The 20,215-nt window shown below is 36.2% G+C and carries 14 protein-coding genes and 1 tRNA gene; 7 read left to right on the forward strand and 8 right to left on the reverse strand.

The annotated features are described in order from the left end of the window. Positions 1 to 25: 25 nt before the first annotated feature. From clpX to MP478_RS21275, 7 genes are all read left to right on the forward strand, one after another. Positions 26 to 1,213, forward strand: a complete 1,188-nt coding sequence (gene clpX, locus MP478_RS21245) for an ATP-dependent Clp protease ATP-binding subunit ClpX (protein WP_209804660.1) — start codon at positions 26 to 28, stop codon at positions 1,211 to 1,213. A 73-nt stretch (positions 1,214 to 1,286) separates the two neighbouring features. After that, on the forward strand, positions 1,287 to 3,248 hold the full coding sequence (locus tag MP478_RS21250) for a T9SS type A sorting domain-containing protein (RefSeq protein WP_257192009.1): 1,962 nt from the start codon (positions 1,287 to 1,289) through the stop codon (positions 3,246 to 3,248). Positions 3,249 to 3,253: 5 nt separating this feature from the next. Next, on the forward strand, positions 3,254 to 3,466 hold the full coding sequence (locus tag MP478_RS21255) for a signal peptidase (RefSeq protein ID WP_257192010.1): 213 nt from the start codon (positions 3,254 to 3,256) through the stop codon (positions 3,464 to 3,466). A gap of 61 nt (positions 3,467 to 3,527) precedes the next feature. Continuing rightward, a complete protein-coding gene (locus tag MP478_RS21260; RefSeq protein ID WP_257192011.1) occupies positions 3,528 to 4,820 on the forward strand; it encodes a TlpA disulfide reductase family protein in 1,293 nt (430 codons plus the stop codon). 44 nt (positions 4,821 to 4,864) lie between these two features. After that, positions 4,865 to 4,938 (forward strand) — tRNA-Met (locus MP478_RS21265). A gap of 877 nt (positions 4,939 to 5,815) precedes the next feature. Further along, complete coding sequence (locus MP478_RS21270) at positions 5,816 to 7,552, forward strand: hypothetical protein (RefSeq protein WP_257201588.1); 1,737 nt, start codon at positions 5,816 to 5,818, stop codon at positions 7,550 to 7,552. Next, entirely contained in the window at positions 7,549 to 8,922 is a 1,374-nt protein-coding gene (locus MP478_RS21275; protein ID WP_257201589.1) for a hypothetical protein, read from the forward strand. The genes MP478_RS21270 and MP478_RS21275 overlap by 4 nt, the downstream gene beginning before the upstream one ends. Before the next feature lie 61 nt (positions 8,923 to 8,983). Here MP478_RS21275 and MP478_RS21280 read toward each other — a convergent pair whose 3' ends face one another. The 8 genes from MP478_RS21280 to MP478_RS21315 form a co-directional block, all read right to left on the reverse strand. Next, positions 8,984 to 10,282 (reverse strand): HlyD family secretion protein, encoded by a 1,299-nt coding sequence (locus MP478_RS21280; protein WP_230041062.1) that lies wholly within the window; start codon positions 10,280 to 10,282, stop codon positions 8,984 to 8,986. A gap of 54 nt (positions 10,283 to 10,336) precedes the next feature. Then, a complete protein-coding gene (locus MP478_RS21285; protein WP_257201590.1) occupies positions 10,337 to 12,529 on the reverse strand; it encodes a peptidase domain-containing ABC transporter in 2,193 nt (730 codons plus the stop codon). 345 nt (positions 12,530 to 12,874) lie between these two features. Further along, the gene (locus MP478_RS21290) at positions 12,875 to 14,383 is read right to left on the reverse strand and encodes a vitamin K epoxide reductase family protein (RefSeq protein WP_257201591.1); all 1,509 of its coding nucleotides are present in this window, start codon (positions 14,381 to 14,383) and stop codon (positions 12,875 to 12,877) included. 706 nt (positions 14,384 to 15,089) lie between these two features. Further along, the gene (locus MP478_RS21295) at positions 15,090 to 16,046 is read right to left on the reverse strand and encodes a DUF3810 domain-containing protein (protein WP_306592960.1); all 957 of its coding nucleotides are present in this window, start codon (positions 16,044 to 16,046) and stop codon (positions 15,090 to 15,092) included. Positions 16,047 to 16,137: 91 nt separating this feature from the next. After that, complete coding sequence (locus MP478_RS21300; RefSeq protein WP_257201592.1) at positions 16,138 to 17,907, reverse strand: MFS transporter; 1,770 nt, start codon at positions 17,905 to 17,907, stop codon at positions 16,138 to 16,140. A gap of 40 nt (positions 17,908 to 17,947) precedes the next feature. Then, positions 17,948 to 18,676: a lysophospholipid acyltransferase family protein gene (locus MP478_RS21305; protein WP_257192017.1), complete on the reverse strand. Its 729-nt coding sequence runs from the start codon at positions 18,674 to 18,676 to the stop codon at positions 17,948 to 17,950. Between the two features lie 3 nt (positions 18,677 to 18,679). Further along, the gene (locus MP478_RS21310) at positions 18,680 to 19,138 is read right to left on the reverse strand and encodes a GtrA family protein (protein WP_257192018.1); all 459 of its coding nucleotides are present in this window, start codon (positions 19,136 to 19,138) and stop codon (positions 18,680 to 18,682) included. A 205-nt stretch (positions 19,139 to 19,343) separates the two neighbouring features. After that, a partial coding sequence (locus MP478_RS21315; protein ID WP_257201593.1) for a T9SS type A sorting domain-containing protein occupies positions 19,344 to 20,215 on the reverse strand: 872 nt, incomplete at its 5' end.

Genomic DNA, 20,215 nt, shown 5'->3' on the forward strand with positions numbered 1-20,215 from the left:
TTAACATATACATTATATATATATTATGAATTCAAACCAGTGTTCTTTCTGCGGTAGAAAAAGAAATGAAGTACAGATGCTGATTTCTGGGCAGAACGGTTTTATTTGTGAAAATTGTATAGAGCAGGCACACACTATCGTAAAAGACGGTGCTTCCAAAACAGAATATTCACCTGCGGATAATATGGAGGAGCTTAAAAAGCCAAAAGAAATCAAAGTATTTCTTGATCAGTATGTAATTGGACAGGATCAGGCAAAAAAACAACTTTCCATTGCGGTATACAACCATTATAAAAGACTCCTTCATGCTAAGGATGAAAACAGAGAAGTAGAGCTTGAGAAGTCCAATATTATTATGATAGGGGAGACAGGTACAGGGAAAACACTTCTTGCAAAAACTATTGCGAGAGAACTTAATGTTCCGTTTTGTATCGTAGATGCTACCATTCTTACAGAAGCGGGATATGTAGGGGAAGATGTTGAAAGTATCTTATCAAGACTGCTGATGGTAGCAGATTATGATGTGGAAAAAGCAGAAAAAGGAATTGTATTTATCGACGAGATTGATAAAATTGCAAGAAAATCAGATAACCCCAGTATCACAAGAGATGTTTCCGGAGAAGGAGTACAGCAGGGATTGCTGAAGCTGCTGGAGGGAAGTATTGTAAATGTTCCGCCACAGGGAGGAAGAAAGCATCCTGACCAGAAATATATTCAGGTAAATACCCAGAATATCTTGTTTATTGCCGGAGGAGCTTTTGACGGGATCAAGGAGATTATCGAAAGAAGAATGAACAAGCAAGCCATAGGCTTCAGCTCTGAAAAAATCAATAAAGTAGATGAAGATGAGTATGTATTAACAAATATTAATGCTGTCGATCTTCGTTCTTTCGGATTAATTCCCGAACTTTTAGGAAGATTTCCAATCATCACTTACCTTGATAAACTCACAAAAGAAACGTTGGTAAGAATCATGAATGAGCCTAAAAATTCAATTGTGAATCAATTTGTGGAGCTTTTTAAGATGGATGGCACGGATTTGGTTTTCACAGAAAGCGCAATTGAAAAAATTGTAGAAGAAACCATGGAAAAAGGGTTGGGAGCAAGAGGGCTTCGAGGAACAACCGAAAAGGTTTTGGAGGACTATATGTTCTCAATCGGAGAAGAGAAAAATATTGTGTTAACAGGAGATAATATTTTGATTAATAGATAAAATGTTTTTTTTTTAAAGAAAAAAAATATACCTTTGCGGGTGAGATTGTATTAACACACAAATTATTTATACAATGAGAAAAAGTTTATTTGCTATAGGTCTTTTAGCCGTTAGCTATTCTGTTCAGGCGCAGAATGTTTTATGTCACGTAGACACTAACGCTAATATGTATGTGAGCGAAGGCACCCTAGTATATAGCGGTGGTGGTGTACAAACCAGAGGTAATGGCCTTTTGGATGTACACGGGAATATTATGGTTGTAGGAGCAACCGGAGACGCTTTTAAAACAATTGATGCTGCAGGTGCAGCTAAAACCGATGGTGGAAATATTGTTTTAAGAATGAACACTCCAGCTTCCTTTGCAACTTCTACTTATGGACAACTGTACATTGATGGACTATCCCAATCCAATATTACAGGTGTTGTAAGTAAAGAGTATAGAACAACAAACCATGGAGGTTCTACTACTGCGAGTTATTATCAACAAATAGCGTTGCCTTTCTACGGTAAAGCGTTGAATACATTATCTACTGAACTTGGTAAAACCTTTAATACAGCAAGATACGGTAATCCAATTTTGAAATGGGATAATACCGCAGCTGTATCTAATCACTTCACCAACTTAGCTACCACTACCACTGATGGTCCTGGATACTATATGTTGAAAGTGACCAACAATGACTGGAGCGCAAGTGCCCCGGCAACAGGGAATGTGTACACCATTAACGGAGTACCGTATGCTCAGTTTGCTGGTACTACAACGCTTCAAAATGCAGGAAATGTGAACTTCGGAATAAACGGAAGTACAAACAATGCATATAATGAGAAGTACAATACTTATCTGGACGACTCATTTGAATATACTATTGCTCCATGGGCTGGAACATATGGGAAAAATTTCTACCAATTCGGAAATCCATTCTTAACGAACATTGACTTATCTAAAATAGGATATACCGAGAGCCCTACGGGTTCTGACGGGAATGCTGTGACAAACATCTGGGGTGTTGAATACAATCCAGGTACGGTTCATACTCTTTCTACTGGCTCTACCTATTCTACCGATTCAAGAGTAGTTACCTTCTTCCCTACAGGGGATGGTGTAGCTCCGGCAATTGGAGATGTAGATTTAGTGGTCATCAAACCTATGCAGTCATTTAAAATAAAGTTGAGAAACAACAATGTTCAGACTTTAAATTTTAATACATTAAGGAGATTTAAGGAAACGGCAAGAGCAGCGGGTACTGATTATACTGTAACAGCAGCAAGACATGCTAACGACAGAGGAACTATCAAACAACTTGGAGTTATTGGTCTTGATGCCAATCAAAAAGAAATTGCAAGAACTTATTATGTAGTTTCTCCGGAATTTACAACGGGTCATCAGGTTTCTGTAGCAACTACAGTACAGGCTTCAGCCGGTAAGAACATCATCGGTACTTTTGAAGAATCAATAAATGGAGGGTATGATAATAACAATACGAATTATTGGTTATATATCAATGAAGCTAATGAAGACACTTTCAAAGGTAAAAATGTTAAGTTAGTAAACTATTATCAGGATAAAGTTAAGTTTTATAAATTTGAGGTGAGAGAAAATGCAGAATTAATTCCTGCAGGAGTGCACCAGTTATCTTCAGGTATCGGTTTCTACTATAAAGCAGAAAACGGAAGTATACTACAGGCTAAACAGGGAGATATTGTTCCTGTTACCAATGAAGAAGCAAATTTATATTATGGACAGCCTAATGATGCTACTTTAGCTATTAAAGATAAGAAAACAACGGCATCACCATCAAGAACGTTGGTGGTATACGATCCGTCAATTACAAATTATATTGTTAGATTTGATCCAAACTGGAAAAAAGCAGATATTGAAGTTTATGATATGAGCGGTAAACTGGTAATCTCTAAAAAAGCGGTTGATGCATCTAGGGATTTTGTAATCGAGCTTAATAACTCTATTAAAAATTCTTATATAGTAAAAATTGTCTCTGACAAGGGTGAAACTGTTAACACAAAAATCTTAAAATAATCAATATGAAAACTATTAGTAAACTAGCATCCGCTTTTTTTCTCTTCACCATATTGTTGGTGAACGCTGCTCCCCCGATACCAGGAGGAGGAGGAAATGGAGGAAATGGTACAGGAGCACCATCCTCACCAATTGATATGTATGTATTTGTACTTTCTGCTATTGCAATTACATTTATTGTATTCTTTACAAAAAAGTACAAAAATCAAAAAGCATAAAATTTTATTAAAATAATATTAAACTCTCTGATTAGTCAGAGAGTTTTTTTATTTTTACTATATGAAAAAGATTTATATATTATCTGCGGTTTTAGCCGCATTTTCTCTGCAGGCACAATTTACTGTTACAGTGCAGACACCGGCAGATTTTAAAGATCAGGATGCTATTCTATATACATTAAACGGTTCAAAGGATATTATTGTTACCAAAGAACAAAGTAAGAGTAATACATGGACTTTTAAATATCCCAGTAACTATATGGGAATGATGAAAGTTTACTTCCCCAGTAGTAATAATACAATCAATTTTATTTCTGAAAATAAAAATGTCAATGTAAAACTGGATATCCAAAATAATAAAATCAAAGATGTTTTCTATCTGGACGAAGCGAATGAGCTGATGAGCAAACAACAGGAAGGTTCACAAAAAAAAGAGCTTATTCTTCCTGCTTTAGCTCAGATTAAAGAATATTATAAAGATAATACGGAGTTTGGAAAAGCTTTAAATGCCGAGATTGGCAGACTTTCCGGTACTTCATCTTCTATTGATGCAGCAAACCATCCGTTTATTTCTTATTACAACAGCAATTATAGTAAGTTCCTGTCCAATTCATCTGATCCTGCTAAAAAGGTTAATCCTGATGATATTATCAATTTCCTGGATAAATCGAATGATATGCTTGAAAGTTCATCTTTGCTGAGACCTGTACTGGTTGCCTATCTGAATTCAGGAGGTAATACCAATGTAGGAGGATCTGTAGACAAGCTTTTAGACCGCTTAAAGGTAGAAACTCCAAGAGGACAGACTGTTTTGTCGGAATTGATAGATATCTTTGATGTATACCAGATGGACGAGTTTAAGGATAAATATCTGGGCCTTGCCAAGAACCTTAAATGTACCATTAATGACAGGCTGGCTTCTACACTGAAATCTAATGCTAATGTTCAAATAGGAGCTGCTTTCCCTAATTATAAATTCCAGGCACCGGCTAACACCAATGCTAAGTCACTTTATGATGTAAAAGCAGATAAAAAAGTGATTATCTTCTGGTCATCCACATGTTCTCACTGTGAAAGTGAACTTCCGAAGCTGTTGGAAAAATACAATGAGCTTAAAGCAAAAAATATTCAGGTTGTTGCCCTATCTTTAGATGTTGATAAGAATTCTTATGCTACCAAGATTGCTGCTTTTCCTTGGATCAACGATACGGAATTGAGAGGATGGAACAGTACGTATGTAGATACTTACAATATTCATGCAACACCAACGTATTTTATTTTAGATGCTAACAATAAGATAATCAACAAACCAGACCATGTTGGCGATGTTTTAGAGTATTTTAAGCTAAAATAATTTTGGAGGTAAAGAAATATTTTCTATATTTGCACCACCAAAAAGGCGAGGTAGCTCAGTCGGTTAGAGCGCAGGATTCATAACCCTGAGGTCACGGGTTCAATTCCCGTCTTCGCTACAATAAACGGAAAAGTAATCATTACTTTTCCGTTTTTCTTTTATATATACTTTCTTCTTTTTTTCTCAGTATTCGGGATCAGATACAAAAGTTGGGGCTAGGCAAAAAGTTGGCCAGGTGCAAAAGCTGGAGTAATATAAACTTACATCAATGCACGTTCTCTTTGATGCAAAGTTCTATTTTAGTATGCTTGATTTTAAATTAGCCAAGAATGAATCGATTAGAATCGATTTTGATGAAACTAACTTTTTATATCACTTATTCGGCGACAAAGTCACTTTTCTTTGCTTTCTTACAATAGTACATCCGAATTACTATTCTCTTGCGTAAATAAAATGTTATTTCCACCCTATTTTCAAATCAAAATATAAAAACCACATATTTTATTCAATGCAGCATGAGTTTCTGAATGTTATCCCAACAAGAGGTTTTTGCTTAATCCAAAGTTTATAACCTGATCCAAATGTTGCTTACCATATGTATAGTCTTTACATTTTTTAAAGGCATAAAACTTACAGGCAAAATCCGATTCACTTATTGAGTACGTATCATTTGACTGAGTTCTTTACCATACAACTTTCAAAAATATTATCACTGTAAATTTCGGTCGCTAATCTCAATAATTCCAAACATGTTTTTCAGTTTACTTAAAAAGGTAAACTGGCTTATTTTTTTTAGGGTTTCGTATTTTTCACGGATTGGAGAAAATGGGTAGAAATACGTAATCTATTCCCACAGATAATTTCTAGCTTTGAAATAGCAATAACCATTTTGATTGATCTCCAGAAAACCTATCCAAGGTTTTACCGATGTATTATCTGCATGGGTTAGATTAAAATAATTTATTCAAGATAAAACTATAATAAAACTTAACACCATGAAAACATTTGACACCCCAGCCTATCAGGCAGAAAAAGATTTTAAAGACAATCCGGATTTGAGAGAACAGCTTCATAATGCATGGAGTAATTATGTGAAATACTGTACGGTAAATTCGATAATGGGAAATCCATGGTCAAGTACATATGATAATCCCAGAAGCTGGTATTATAACCCATTAGAGACTCCTTCGATCCCTGATGAAAATAATACGGTTCCTATCCAATGGAATGCTTTTCCCAACAGAATCAATCACTATTTTACTACTCTTTTTACCGAAAAGTTTGGTAAGCTGGATTATGAGGATAAATTACACGAACTGGCAGATATCGGTCCCATAGCTTTTGGACAAAAGTATAATATGACTCTTACGGTTCCAAGAAACCCCTGTGATCCTACTGATACGGGAACGAAAGCTTTCGGACCTGCAGGCCCCAGAGGGTGGCAGGATGAATATTGCGAATGGGCCATAACAAGGGATGAGAATGGAGATATCATTGCCGTTAATTTTACGCATGAAAATCCGGAATATTGGTTCCACATGTGGAAAGTCTCTCCGGATACGGTAGTTTCATTATACCAGGAAATTCTTAATAATGAAAATGTTCAGAAAGAAGATTTATATCTGCTGGACAGTCATGGAAATCCTGTTATTGTAAGAGAAACCGGGCTTCCTGCCTATAATCCAATCAATAAATGGAACAGCGGACCGGATGCTACTCCATCAGGAGGTGGGGCCGTACATCTTACAAGTCCTCCCAACTCATTAGGAGCAGAAATATATCTTGGGGCAGCAGCTACCATACTCAGAGTGCAAAACGGACATGTAATAACCGATGCCAATACATTGATTTGTGCAGCTCAGTATGGGCAGATCTATAGAAACAGTGATCCCCGCATCGGGCAGAACGTAAATTCATTGGTGTATAATCATAATGTGCAGGTATCTTTAACAAATCCAATTGCATTATATGGACAGATTCCTCATTTTGATCAATTTGAAATGCCGGCTTCTGCCAATTATAAGATTGAAGACTGTTATACTGTGGTAAGGGGAGCTTTGAAAAACAAAGGAATTACCTATTATCCTCACAATATGTTGCTTCATACAAGATTTTCTGTACCTGCTGATGCGAACTTTAAGCTGAGTGATATATTGGTCAATAAAAAACCTCTGAAATGGGGTTCCCAAATTGCAGATACTTTTTTCGTACAGCTTGCCGGCACGGGATTGAATCCCGCACAGGGACAGCAGCCTGAAAAATTTCCTCCGGTGGGAATACCTGCCACCACGCTTCCAAGTGTACAATATTTGCTGGATAACAATTTGCTACAGGCCAGCCTATATAATAAACTGAATACTTTTTCAAACCTGACTTCCTGTATTACTCAGGTTGAGGCCGGAACAACCACAGAAGGGATTGCAGTCCTGGCTAACGGAGCCACTCAGCAAACAGGGTTTGATTTTGGCCCGGGAATTACGGCTACTGTAACGAATTTTCAGAATCTGGATAAATATACACAGCTTTTCCTGATTAACATAACAACGGACACTGGTGTGGCTTTGGGAGAAAAACCGCTTACCCTGTATAATAATGCTTCGGATCCCAAATTTGCATTATCAGGAGTATTGGAAGTAGTTGCAGCAGGTTCGTTACCTAAAGCAGACCGTACTCCAAACCGTACATTACTTTCCAGCCAGCAAATAGAACAGGTTAAAAAAATATTGAAATGAAAGCTTTAATTTTAATATGGTCACTTGCCATAGTGAGTATAGCCTCATGCGAATCCAGTAAAAAGGATAAGAAGCTAAACTCTGCAACAGGCTTTTCGAAAAAAGTAACCGGTGAAACAATTTTCTGTGGAGCTTATTGTAATCCACCTGCAATAAGTTATGAACTGGCTGCAGATTCTACCTGTGCCCACAGTTCCCAGGAAGTGCTGAATTGTTTTGCCTGGAAAAATTTTATTGCCTTAAATTGGATTGCTTCTGCGCAGCGCGGTATTCCGGATACTACAGCAACAGCTGCCAATTATGGGATGCCCGGAGATTACAGTCCTACAATATGGGAAAGTTTTTTAAGTATTGATGATGTATTTGCTTCTAAGCCGCCTTTGGCATGGAATCTTAAAAGTAAAACAGGCTATATCAAGAGAATTAATGAGATCAATAAATTTACGGATATCATTTCAAGTCTTCCTAAAGCTACCCTTAGAGCTGCAGTAGGCAGTAGTAATGTAGATGAAATCATGCAGGCTGAAGGAGCCTGGCTTACTGATCAGAATGGAAATATAGTCTGGTATGAAATTAAGATCAATAACCTTGAAAGTGATTTTATCCGGCAAAATAAACTTTATGATTATGATAACCTGAAAGCTTTTGGTACAAAAAATAATGGAGTATGGCTGCCGAATGAATCTATGGAATTAAAAGCAGCATGGCGTGTAATTCCTGATGATCAATTAGACTCCCTGAAAAATTATTATAAAATATCCCAGGCTATGGTGCCGGAAATTAAAGGGTTTAACGGGAAAAAACCTATCTATGGGAAATATACACAAAAATATCTCGGACTGGTAGGTTTACATATTATCCGTAAAACGCCACAGTCTCCTCAGCTGAACTGGATGACCTTCGAACACGTTAATAATGCCCCCGGACCCGGACCTGCTGATCCTTCTGTAAAGTACAGTTTTTACAATCCAAACAGTAAAGATCCGGCTAATCAGTCTCCGGTTCCCGGAAAAGACAGCTTAAATAAACCTGTTCAGGTGGTAAGGGTAAATAAAATAAGCCAGAGTGTTCAAAAATTGAATGCCCAGATGCAACAGCTGATCAGGGCCAGTAATCCGAAATCAGTATGGCAGTATTATCAGCTTGTGAATATCCAATGGCCGGAAAATCCGGTTGCCGATAAAGATAATAACAAGCAGACTCCACTTATGGAAGGAGGAATAAAGCCCAACCAGATCTCAAATACAACCATGGAAACCTATGCTCAGAGCAAACAGTGTATGGACTGTCATAAAAATGCTCCTGTGATTGGTACCAATATCCCTACAGATTATAGTTTTATCTTTTTAAAAGTGAAACCTAAAAAATAAATCTAATATTTACAAAGTCTATAAAAAATAAACCCGCAAATCTGCGGGTTTATTTTTATGTTTAGCTTTGGTAGCCAAGTAATTTTCTGATCTGGTAGAAGAACCTTTCAATAAGCCTTAAATCCTGAGTGACAATTTCAGCACTTCCTCTAAGCTCTTTATCGAAGGTAAGCGTTTTATTATAGCTTGTCTTTAATCCTTTCGGCAAAACCACATCCACGTAATAGTTACCTTTATCATCAGGGATGAGTGAGATATTCTGAACTTTACCTTCTATGATACCATACTCTTGGAAACGATAATTATCAAGTTTAATAAGAACTTTCTCTCCAGGAATAATCTTTCCGGAGTTTACGGTAGGAACAGACATTCTGCCAACTAATTTTTCCTTATTCTCAGGAAGAATAGATAGGATAGGGTCTCCTACTTTTACAAACTGATTTTCTCCGAAAAACTGCTGGAAACTGGCGATACCATCTGTAGAAGAGATCACAAGAAAATTCTGTTCCCATTGTTTTAAAGATTTACGCAATTGCTCAAACAATTGTAGGGTTTGAGAAGAATAGGTGATCTTATCTTTTTCTGTATTAATGGCCGTACCGCTTTTGGTTTTATTAAGATTGGAAATGCCTTCTTCCATCTGAGAGATGGAAATGTTAAGGTTTTCAATGTTCTGCTGAGCCTGGATGTATTTTATTTTTTCATTTTCAAGCTCCAAAGAAGAAATTACTCCTTGATTAAAAAGCTCCTGGGATCTCTGGAAGTTTTTCTTCGTAAGGTCATATTTAGCGAGCTCCAGATTTTTTTGCTGTCTTAAGGTAGATATTCTTCCTCTGTTTTCTAAGATGCTCTGATTAGCAGCCAGGTTTTCCGGTGCATAAGGCTGAAGTCTTGTAAAAAGCTCCTCATCCTGAAATGCTTTTGCAAAATTATTATAATCCCCCTGAAGTTCTCCAAGTTTAAATCTTGAAGTTACGGAAAGAGGAAAAGAGTAGAGTTGATTAGGTGCGGTAGAATCTACCAGCTTTTTCAGCTCCAGTACATCTTTATAATTAGCCGCGGACTGCATCACCATCAGAAGGTCATTTTTCTTTACTTCCTGATGATCTTTGATAAATATTTTTTCAATTTTGGAACTCGTTCTTGCCTCTAATTTTTCGGGAGGGTTTTGAGAAGTTACAATAATGGGAGCCGGAACAAATTCCGGATATTTTATAATGTAGCTCATCACAAGAATGAGCAGGAGAATAACAAAAATAATGGTATTTCCCCAGCGTATCATCCAATGTGGCGGCTGGGTAAGGATATCCTGTACGCTTTCTGAGCGGAGTTCTATATTGTCTAAAATGTCTTCTTTCATGTTTTAAAGTAAAATTTCATCAATGTTCCGGGAGAAACAATTTTTACGGTTTTATTAATTTCCTAATTCCAGTTGGTTTTTAACAAGTCTGTAATATTCTCCCCGCATATCTACAAGCTCGGCATGGCTGCCTTCTTCCACAACTTTTCCTTTATCCAATACAATGATATTGTCGGCATGTTTTACGGTTGAAAGACGGTGGGCGATCACTACTGCAGTTTTACCTTTGAAGAATTGCTCAAGATTTTCCATAATAATCTTCTCATTATTGGCATCCAGTGCTGATGTTGCTTCATCAAATAAAATATATTCCGGTGACTTGTATACTGCTCTTGCTATAAAAAGCCTCTGCTTTTGGCCTCCACTTACCCCAACTCCTTCATTTCCTATCTTTGTATTATAGCTAAGGGGAAGGCTTTCTATAAAGTCTTTGATATTGGCAATTTCTACCGCACGTCTGAGTTTTTTCTTATCAATATGGTCTTCTCCTACAGCAATGTTGTTGGCAATAGTATCATTGAATACATAACCCTCCTGCATAACCACTCCGCAATGGTCTCTCCAGTGTCTTGGTGAGATATTTTTCAGACTGGTACTTCCTATTCTGATCTCTCCCTGATCAGGATCGTAAAACTTCATTAATAGTTTAAGCAGCGTTGTTTTTCCACTTCCACTGGCTCCTACGATGGCAGTAGTCTTCTGAAAAGGAATACGAAGACTTAAATTTTCAAAAACGGAAACATCAGAACCGATATATCTGAAGGAAATATCCTTTACTTCAATATCTTTATGAGGAATATCCGTAGCATACTGTTCATTTTTATCCTCTTCATCATCTTTATCATGAATTTCACCTAATCTTTCCAAAGAGATCTTAGCGTCCTGGGTTTGTTTTATAAAATCGATCAACTGAAGCAGTGGGCTGTTAAGCTGTCCGATGATATACTGTACAGAAAGCATCATCCCTAGAGTAAGGTTTCCGCTTAAAACCAATTTTGCAGAAAGGAAGCTGACCAGGATATCTTTCATCTGGTTGATAAAGTTTCCTCCTACAGACTGCCACTGTTCAAGGCTGAGAGATTTTATTCTTATTTTAAATAGCTTTACCTGTAAAAACTCCCAATCCCATCTTTTCTGTTTTTCGGCATTATGCATTTTAATCTCCTGCATACCGTTGATAAGCTCAATTACTTTACTCTGCTCCTGAGAAACCTGAGAAAACCGCTTATAATCAAGTTCCTTTCTCTTTTTAAGGAAGAAACTGATCCAGCCTATGTATAAGATAGCTCCTACAAAATAAACCAGAAACAATCTGTAGTCATACAAAAGTAAAACGATACTAAAGATGATAAGATTGACTAATGAGAACAGGGTATTTAATGAAGAACTTGTAAGAAGTTGTTCTATCCTGTGATGGTCATTAATTCTCTGCATGATATCTCCAGTCATTCTCGTATCGAAGAAGCTTATAGGAAGCCTCATCAGTTTGATAAAGAAATCTGAGATAATGGAGATGTTAATTCTGGCAGAGAGGTGGAGCAGGATCCAGCTTCGGATCATTTCTATTCCCATTCTTCCAAGGAAAAGCATAATCTGTGCAGTAAGTACAAGATAAATAAAATTAATATCCTGATTTTGAATACCCACGTCTACAATACTCTGGGTAAGAAACGGGAAAATCAGGGATAGTAAGCTTCCTGCGAGAAGGCCTACCGCCAGCTGAATGACCAATGATTTATATTTAAATAAATACCTGGAAAGAAAAGAAAAGCTGGCCTTACTTTGGTCAGTATCAAATTCAGTCTGGAAAAAAGTGGGTGTTGTTTCCAGAATAAGAACAATACCTTCTTCCGTGTTTTCATTGGCATTTTCACCAATCCAGAATTTGATAAACTCATCACGGTCATAGGTGATGAGCCCATAGCTGGGATCGGATATATAAACCTTGTTATTTTTATCAATCTTATAAATAACTACGAAGTGATTTTTGTTCCAATGGGCAATACAGGGAAATGGAACTTCCTGTGTAAGGGTATTAAAATCTATTTGTACACCTAAGGAACGGAATCCTAAGTTTTCTGCGGCATCACTTAGCCCCAGAAGGCTGCTTCCTTCACGGGTGGTTTCAGAAAGGGCACGAATTTGCTGTAACGATATGCTTTTGCCATAATATTTGCTTACAATCCTGAGGCAGGTAGGGCCGCAGTCTTTGGCATCTGGTTGCTTATAAAAAGGAAATTTCTTCAAAACTAATACTCATTATAAAATGCCGTCATAAGGTGACGACATTTTTTACTTTATTCAATGTTCTAACTCAATAAAATGGATTACTAGAAATAGCACCATTTGTTGCATGTATCTGTAGTACCTTCTTTGGATGGTTCTGTTTTCGATCCGTGATAGTATGCTAAAGCCTGTATTAAAGTACAGTCTGGAGCAATTCCTCGTTTTGGAGGTATTAGATTCTCTCTTGAAAGATTCTTTATATGTTTCATATTACTAGTTTTCATTTTGCCGCTCTCATGTAGTTTTTAGAACGCTGTTTTGTTTTCCTAAGATAGTGAAATTTTTAATTCAATTGTATTTCTTAGTTTAAAAGTCTTCATCCTCTATTAATTCATCAATGAAGAACCAAATATCTTCACGATCATATTTGTCCGGGAACTGATATCCATTGATAAGGAAAATAGGGGTAAAGTTCAGCCCTGCATTATTATTTTCTGCGGACATCGCTATTAAAGGATTCAGATTTTCAGAAGTAGGAACTCCTCCGGATAATAGATTGATCTTATTCTCATCTTTGCTTTCAAACCATTCTTCTACTGCATGCAGGAATTCTTTTTCCGATTTGTTGTTGTAAATATGAGTGAGGTCTGAAATAAGCTGAGTATATTTTTCATTGGCTCTTTCAGGGGTATAATTAAACCTCATTTGTACGGAAATATCGTTTGGATATTTTTCCAGAAGGTTTTCCATTATTTTATGGCCATCTTTACAAAAACCACAATAAGGGTTGGAAATTATAGAAATACGAAGCTTTGAATCTTTTTGCCCTACCGAAAAAGTTTGTGTATCCTGAAATGTTATTTTTTCATTTTCCAGTAGCTGACTTTTAAAAAGTTCATAATTTCTTTTGAACCTAAGATTTTTAGCATTTGATTTTTGAAGATTTTCTTTTTGTTCAAGAAGATTATTGAAATATAAAATGGCCGAGAAAATAAGAACCCATAATATAACGGTTAATAAAAGTGCTCCTATTCCAAAAGACAGATTTTGGAAGAGTAGGCTGCTGATCACCAATTGACCAATCAGTACAGAAATAATCAATAAGCAAACCCTGCAAAATGTTTTCTCTACAAAAGCCTGTATATACAGGGAATAAGCTATAGCAATTACTGAAACAAAGGTAAATCCTTTTACGATATAAGCCGTGGAAGGAAGGAAAAGTCCTAATACCGCAAGCCCAGCAAAGTATATTAATGAAAAATCCGAAAATTTTAGCCCAAAAATACTGGTTTTATCCTGTTTGATAATCTTATCACATGAATTTGCGGTCTGGACCGTAGATGCTCCACCGCAGATACTTCCAATAACAGCAGAAGTATTTCCGAATTTCTGGTTAAAGATTTCCAAAGATATATATACCCCGGCAAGAGAAAGTAAATTAAATAATGCTTCGTAGATGGTCTGACTCAAGAAAGAATATATAAGAACTGTTGCAAAAATAAAATAGAGAATAGGTTTAAAATTAAACGTAAGCTTATTTTCTGCAGCTACAGTTTTTTCAAATAAAAGCACAAAGTCCGTAGAGTTTTTGTAAAGCTCATCTTTATCAATCGTTTTTGATTTTTCTGAATAGACAGCATAACTATTTCCTGACTTTTTTACCAATGAAAAAGAATTTTCAACTATGGCAATAAATTCTTCCGGCAATTCGTCCCAATATTCTTTATCCAGCTCATAAGCATCATTTTTTATCCCCATGAAATTTAAAGTATCACTGAAAGCCAGTGCTGAAGGGTAATTGGGGTGGGAATTGAACTGGAAAATAAACTCCTGTTTATCAAGTTTTAGATAGTTAATTAGTTTGTCGAAAATCATATTAATATTTTCATCTAAAATACATAGATGTTTTAAATATACAAAAATATTTTTCTTTTATTAGTGAGATATAACTTAATCTTATAGGATTTGGTTTGACTTTCAATATTTTGTTGATGCGGTTGCCTTCTTAGTCATTACACTGTTTTTGATCTTAAAAATGACTGTTATCTATCAGATCAAAACATTTTTAGGCCCGGACAGTAAATTTTTTTCCTAATCATTTTAATTATTACATCGAACAAATAATGTCGGAATTCCGAAATTAAACGTCAAAATAGTTAAATTTCCGTTTAATATTTTCGAGGATAAATAGCATAATTTTTTTTGAAATACTTTTATTTTTTGATAGATAACTCTAATTTTTTTGTTCATAAAAAACAGAGAATAAGTCGGATGTTTTATCTTTAAACAAATATTTTATTTCATAGATTTTTTATAGCCTGTAGCCACTTTTAATGATGTTTTCTTATTAAATAAGGGAATTTTTAAAGTTAATAATAAGAGCGTTTGGACTCAAAAAAACTTAAAAAATCATAAAGTTTTCATAAAGTTTTAAAAAAGGGATTAAATGTTTTTGTATTTATAAAATATATTGTACTTTTACATCGCCTTGAATGAGGGAACAAGTCAAGGTAATAAATTTTTTTTCATCATTTGTGTTTTTAGAATCGTATCGCCTGATACGATTCTTTTTTTTATACAATTATTTTTCGTAATTTAAAAGGAGATCTATAAAATAGGAATAGGTAACGGAGCCTTCCTGTTGATTGCTCTGCAAGAATAGATTGTTGGTGAACCCAAAAAAATCATCCAGCCAGCCCTGATGACTGGTAATAAATGCCTTTTCATAAGCCCGGTCTCTTTTCATGGCAGGAGAGTAGCCCAGAAGAGCAGATTTTACAAAATCAGGATCCTGTTCTGCAATGAATCTTAAAAGGCTTTTTAAAGTAAAATATTCAGTACTGTAGCGCAAATCAGTATTGTCAGATTGCGTTCCTATTAAATATCCCACAAAATTAGCTTCCTGTTCCCTGGCAAATCCAAGTTGATGAGAACTTTCATGAGCAGTTGTGAAGGGGATCAAGGTAGAGGGCAGTTCAGAATTATACTGTGCTTCAGCAGTGAAGGGATTGTAGTAGCCCAGAATCCCTGTAAAACTCATTATATTTTTAAATAAGCTTGGTTTAATAGTGAGAATCTCCGGAGCTTTTTTACCCGAAATATATTTTGGGAGCCTGGTTTGCTGAAAGAGAATTTCCTGTTGTATAGATTTCAGATCAGTAATCACAAATACCCCATTATGATCTTCTTTTACATGCTGCCGGGTTATTTTACACTTCTCAAGATACTTTAAAGCCTGTGTTTTTGCCTTATTCAGGTGCGGTGCGTCCTGACTTGATAGCTTTTTAATAATAGGGGTCTGGAAGTACAGCATTCCCCAGAATAGCTGGTATGTAAAATAAAAAATATTAATAACCCCCAGCATCCGGATGATAGAATTATTCCGCGTTTTCTTCCTGAATAATGCAGAGAAGTGATACAGAAAAAAGATACCTAATGCAATATAAATAACATCTCCTGCAGAGAAAGGGAGCCAGCTGAAAAGAACCTGATGAAGAGGCTTTTGAAGTTCAAAAAATCCTTCAAAAAGAGAAATCATCAGTTTCAATTTTGAAAAACAGTAAAACAAAAGAAATTGGGCAAGTAATAAACTTGCCCAAAATCTCTTTTTCTTATATGTATGTATATTCTTAATGAGCACCTTCGGATTCTAAAACGTCAACATTAATTCCTTGTCTAAATAAAGATTTTTTAGCCAAATAAGCAAATATTGTAATGTAAACAAAACATAACACAGGAATAATGTACGAGCTGTGAATACCGATAATATCAGCAAGTTTCCCCTGTAATGGAGGAATAATACCTCCACCTAAAATCATCATGACCAGGAACGCGGAACCCTGAGCCGTGTATTTTCCTAAACCTGTAATGGCTAAGGTGAAAATAGATGGCCACATAATACTGCAGGCAAGACCTCCGGAAAGGAATGCATAGATGGCAAAATTACCCGTTGTAAGTAATCCGGTAATCATAGCCGCAGTTCCGAATAAACCGAAAATAATCAGGGTAACGGCTGGTTTATTTTTGCTGATCAGGAATAATATAACCTGAATGGCTACACAAATTGCATAATAGTATAAATGGGACATATCTTTCTGTGCAATCGTATTGATCCCGATAATCACTGAAAATGCAATAAAAGGAACAATGATTGTGGCAATAGTCTGCTGTTGTTTATTAAGGTTGAAAACAGCAATGGCACCGGTCCAACGTCCAATCATTAAACTTCCCCAGTACATAGAAATATAAGGGGCAAGATCAGAAGATTGGTGTCCGCCAAACTCAGGCATGCTTAACAGTTCTCCAAGGTTACTTCCTATGGCAACTTCTACACCCACATAGGCCAGAATAGCAATCATTCCTAATAAAAGCTGTGGATACTTCATGGCTCCCCAGCCTTCAGAATTTTTCTTGGCACTGTTATTAGCAAATAAAAGAGAAACCACTACGGCAAGTAAAGCTCCTCCAAGATAAAGCATTCTCTTCTTTTCTAAAGGGTGTTTGATGGTTTCCTGTTCTGTTTTTTTATCAGCGATCTGTTTTTTGACTGCTGTAATTTTTGCAGCATCAGTTTCTTTTTCTAAAGTCTGATCCAATACCGTGATTTCATTACCCAGTATTTCAATATTTTTAGCTTCTGCAGAATTATAACTGCTGAACACAGGAATAAAGAAAAGAATAACCAGTATAGTCATTACAACCAGTGTTTTTCTGGCTTTTCCTGCTTTTTCCATAGGTTCTGTAGAGATTCCGTCAGGAAGTTTCTTCGAAAAATAAAAAATTCCAGCAGCAATTAAGAAAAGCGCTCCCACTGCCGTATACAGTAAAATAACTTTATCAAGAGCCAAATGTTTAATCTGGTCATCATCTACAGTAGCTGTAGTTCCGAACAGGGCCAGCCCTACAATGATAGGTCCTATGGATGTTCCAAAGGAATTGATCCCCCCTGCAAGGTTTTGTCTGCTTGCTCCGGTTTTAGGATCTCCCAGTAGAACCGCAAAAGGATTGGCGGCAGTCTGCTGAATTGAAAATCCTAATGCAACTACAAAAAGCCCTATCAGCATCCCGTAATAAACATTGCTTTTAACGGCAATGATCATAATGGCAGCACCTACGGCAGAAAGCAGAAGCCCATAAACAATACTCTTTTTATATCCCCATTTACCAATTATATCAGTCCCTTTTATAGTACTGAATATAAAGAGCACCAATGCTCCCAGGAAATAAGCTGTATAAAATGCAAAATCTATTAACTGAGACTGAAATTGGTCAAGAGAAAAATAGTTTTTACAGAAAGGGATAAAAATACTATTGCCGGCAGCAATAAAACCCCAGAAAAAAAATACAAGTACAAGTGTGTACAGCGCCGGGTAATTAGTCGGCTGATTGGTTTTTGACATATTTTATTGAAAATTTCGCAAACAAATATAACTATTTCTTTTAAATAGAATGCTCCAATAAGGTTTTTTTAATTTCGTGGTAAGCCTCTGCTTTTGAGTCTTTTGGAGAATTTGTGGGTTCTATAATTCCATTGAAATAGACCTTCACTCTTCCAGGGTAGCCCTGAGAACTGTCAAAAGGAAACATTTCTTTAAGTCCTATAAAGGTGTATACAGCAATGGGAGAATGGTATTTTGAAGACAACATAAATGCCCCATCCTTAAATTCATCCAGGATAATACTGGTATCATCAGGCACTCCGCCTTCAGGAAAGATAGCAATGCTGTTTCCTTCTCCCATTTTCTCGGCACATCTCCTGTATACATCGGCCCTGCTTCTTGCGCTGGTTCTATCTACCATGACGCATATTCTTTTATAGATGGTTCCAAAGATAGGGATCTTTACAAGCTCTTTTTTTCCTACAAAACAAACCGGATGATCCGGAAAAAGAATGCAGGTAAGCATAATATCCATAATAGAAGTGTGGTTGGAAATGAAAACATACTGTTTATTCTTATCTTTCTTCTGTTCAGAAAGTTTTATGAGGTCATACCTGAACCCCATTCCATAGAACATTCCGAAACACCAGATCCTTATAAATTTATAAGCGTATTTATAATGCTTTTTATTAAAGGATAAAATATAAACAGGGATTCCCATCGTAACTGTTAGGATAAATGCAAGTAACAGCAACCAGAACCTCCAGAGATAATTTAAAATTTTTGTCACAGTTTAACCATTAAAAATTACTTTCTTTTTTACAGAATAATTGAGAATAGAAACCAGCAGAATGGCAGCAATCTTACTGATCATCTCAGGGCTTAAGGTATAAAAAATTAAATTGATATTATCCTTAAAGACAAAGCTGTAAAATACCTGGAAGAAACCTAAGCTGAATAAAGTGGAGATAAAGGAAACTACCATGAAATAGGCAAACTCTTTTTTCTTGGAATGTTTTCCTCTTTCAAAAACAAACCATATACTGAGAAAGTAATTGGTAATAATTCCACAGCTGGTAGAGAAAATATTACTTAAAGGATAATGAATGCCATGGAAATTGGTCTCTCTGGCAAGAAATTGAGGAAGATAGGTGCTGAATACCTTAAAGCTCCCAATTTCTACAATTGCACTGAGTCCTCCAGCTATGATAAAAAACAAAACCTGTTTCTGGCGTATGAGTAATTCTTTCATTCAATAGATATGAGCTGCAAATTTATAACTATATGTTAATAATGTAAGAATAAAAGATTATTTTAAAATAAGGGGTTAGTGTAATGTTTTGATTTTTAGGCCTATATATAGTTGGCTGAATATCTTACTATGAGAACTATATATTATTTATAACAGTAAATTTAAGCAAATAGGCTGTACGAGGCAGCCTATTTACTTAATCATGTTATTGTATGATCATTTTTTTAGTGTCCAATTGTTGGCCATCAACGATGAGATTATAATAATAGATTCCGGAAGGAAGCATGGAAGATTCTAATCTAATACTTTCCTTTCCTTTTTTATCAAGAGTATATTTTTTTACAGGTATTCCCTGTTGGTTGAAAACATTTATTTCGGCAGTTTTAGTACTGTCAACTAGAAAGTATTCTATCGTTGTAGAAGTATTAAAAGGATTAGGTGTGTTTTGATAAAGTTTGTTCTCTATATTATTTGCCACAGCTTTTCTAGCAACTGAAGTATCAAGGCCTCCTCTATCTGTTCCTGTCCAGTCCCATCCATCGAAACCGTTATAGGCATAGTCAATGTACCATTTTCCATCATCAGTTTTTACACTCAGATCTGTCATGCCATCACCATCATAGTCAGCTGGAGCTGGATGCGCATTACCTCCTCCTCTTTGTGTTCCAGTCCAGTCCCATCCGTTAAATCCATTCTTGGCATAATCAATAAGCCAAGTTCCAGCGTCTGTTTTAACACTTAGATCTGCCAAGCCATCACCGTCATAATCAGCCGGCACAGGATGGGCTTCCGACCCTCCTCTTAATGTTCCAGTCCATTCCCATCCATCGAATCCATTGTTTGCGTAGTCAATGAGCCAAGTTCCATCATCAGTTTTAACACTTAAATCTGCAGCACCATCGCCATCATAATCAGCAGAAACAGGATGAGAATTGACATTGCCTCTTTGTGTTCCAGTCCAGTCCCAACCGTTAAATCCATTTTTAGCATAATCAATAAGCCAATTTCCTGTGTCTGTCTTTACACTTAAATCTGTTATTCCATCACCATCATAATCCGCAGAAACAGGATGAGAAT

The organism is Chryseobacterium sp. WG14 (assembly GCF_024586945.1).
In the GTDB taxonomy this organism is placed as follows: domain Bacteria; phylum Bacteroidota; class Bacteroidia; order Flavobacteriales; family Weeksellaceae; genus Chryseobacterium.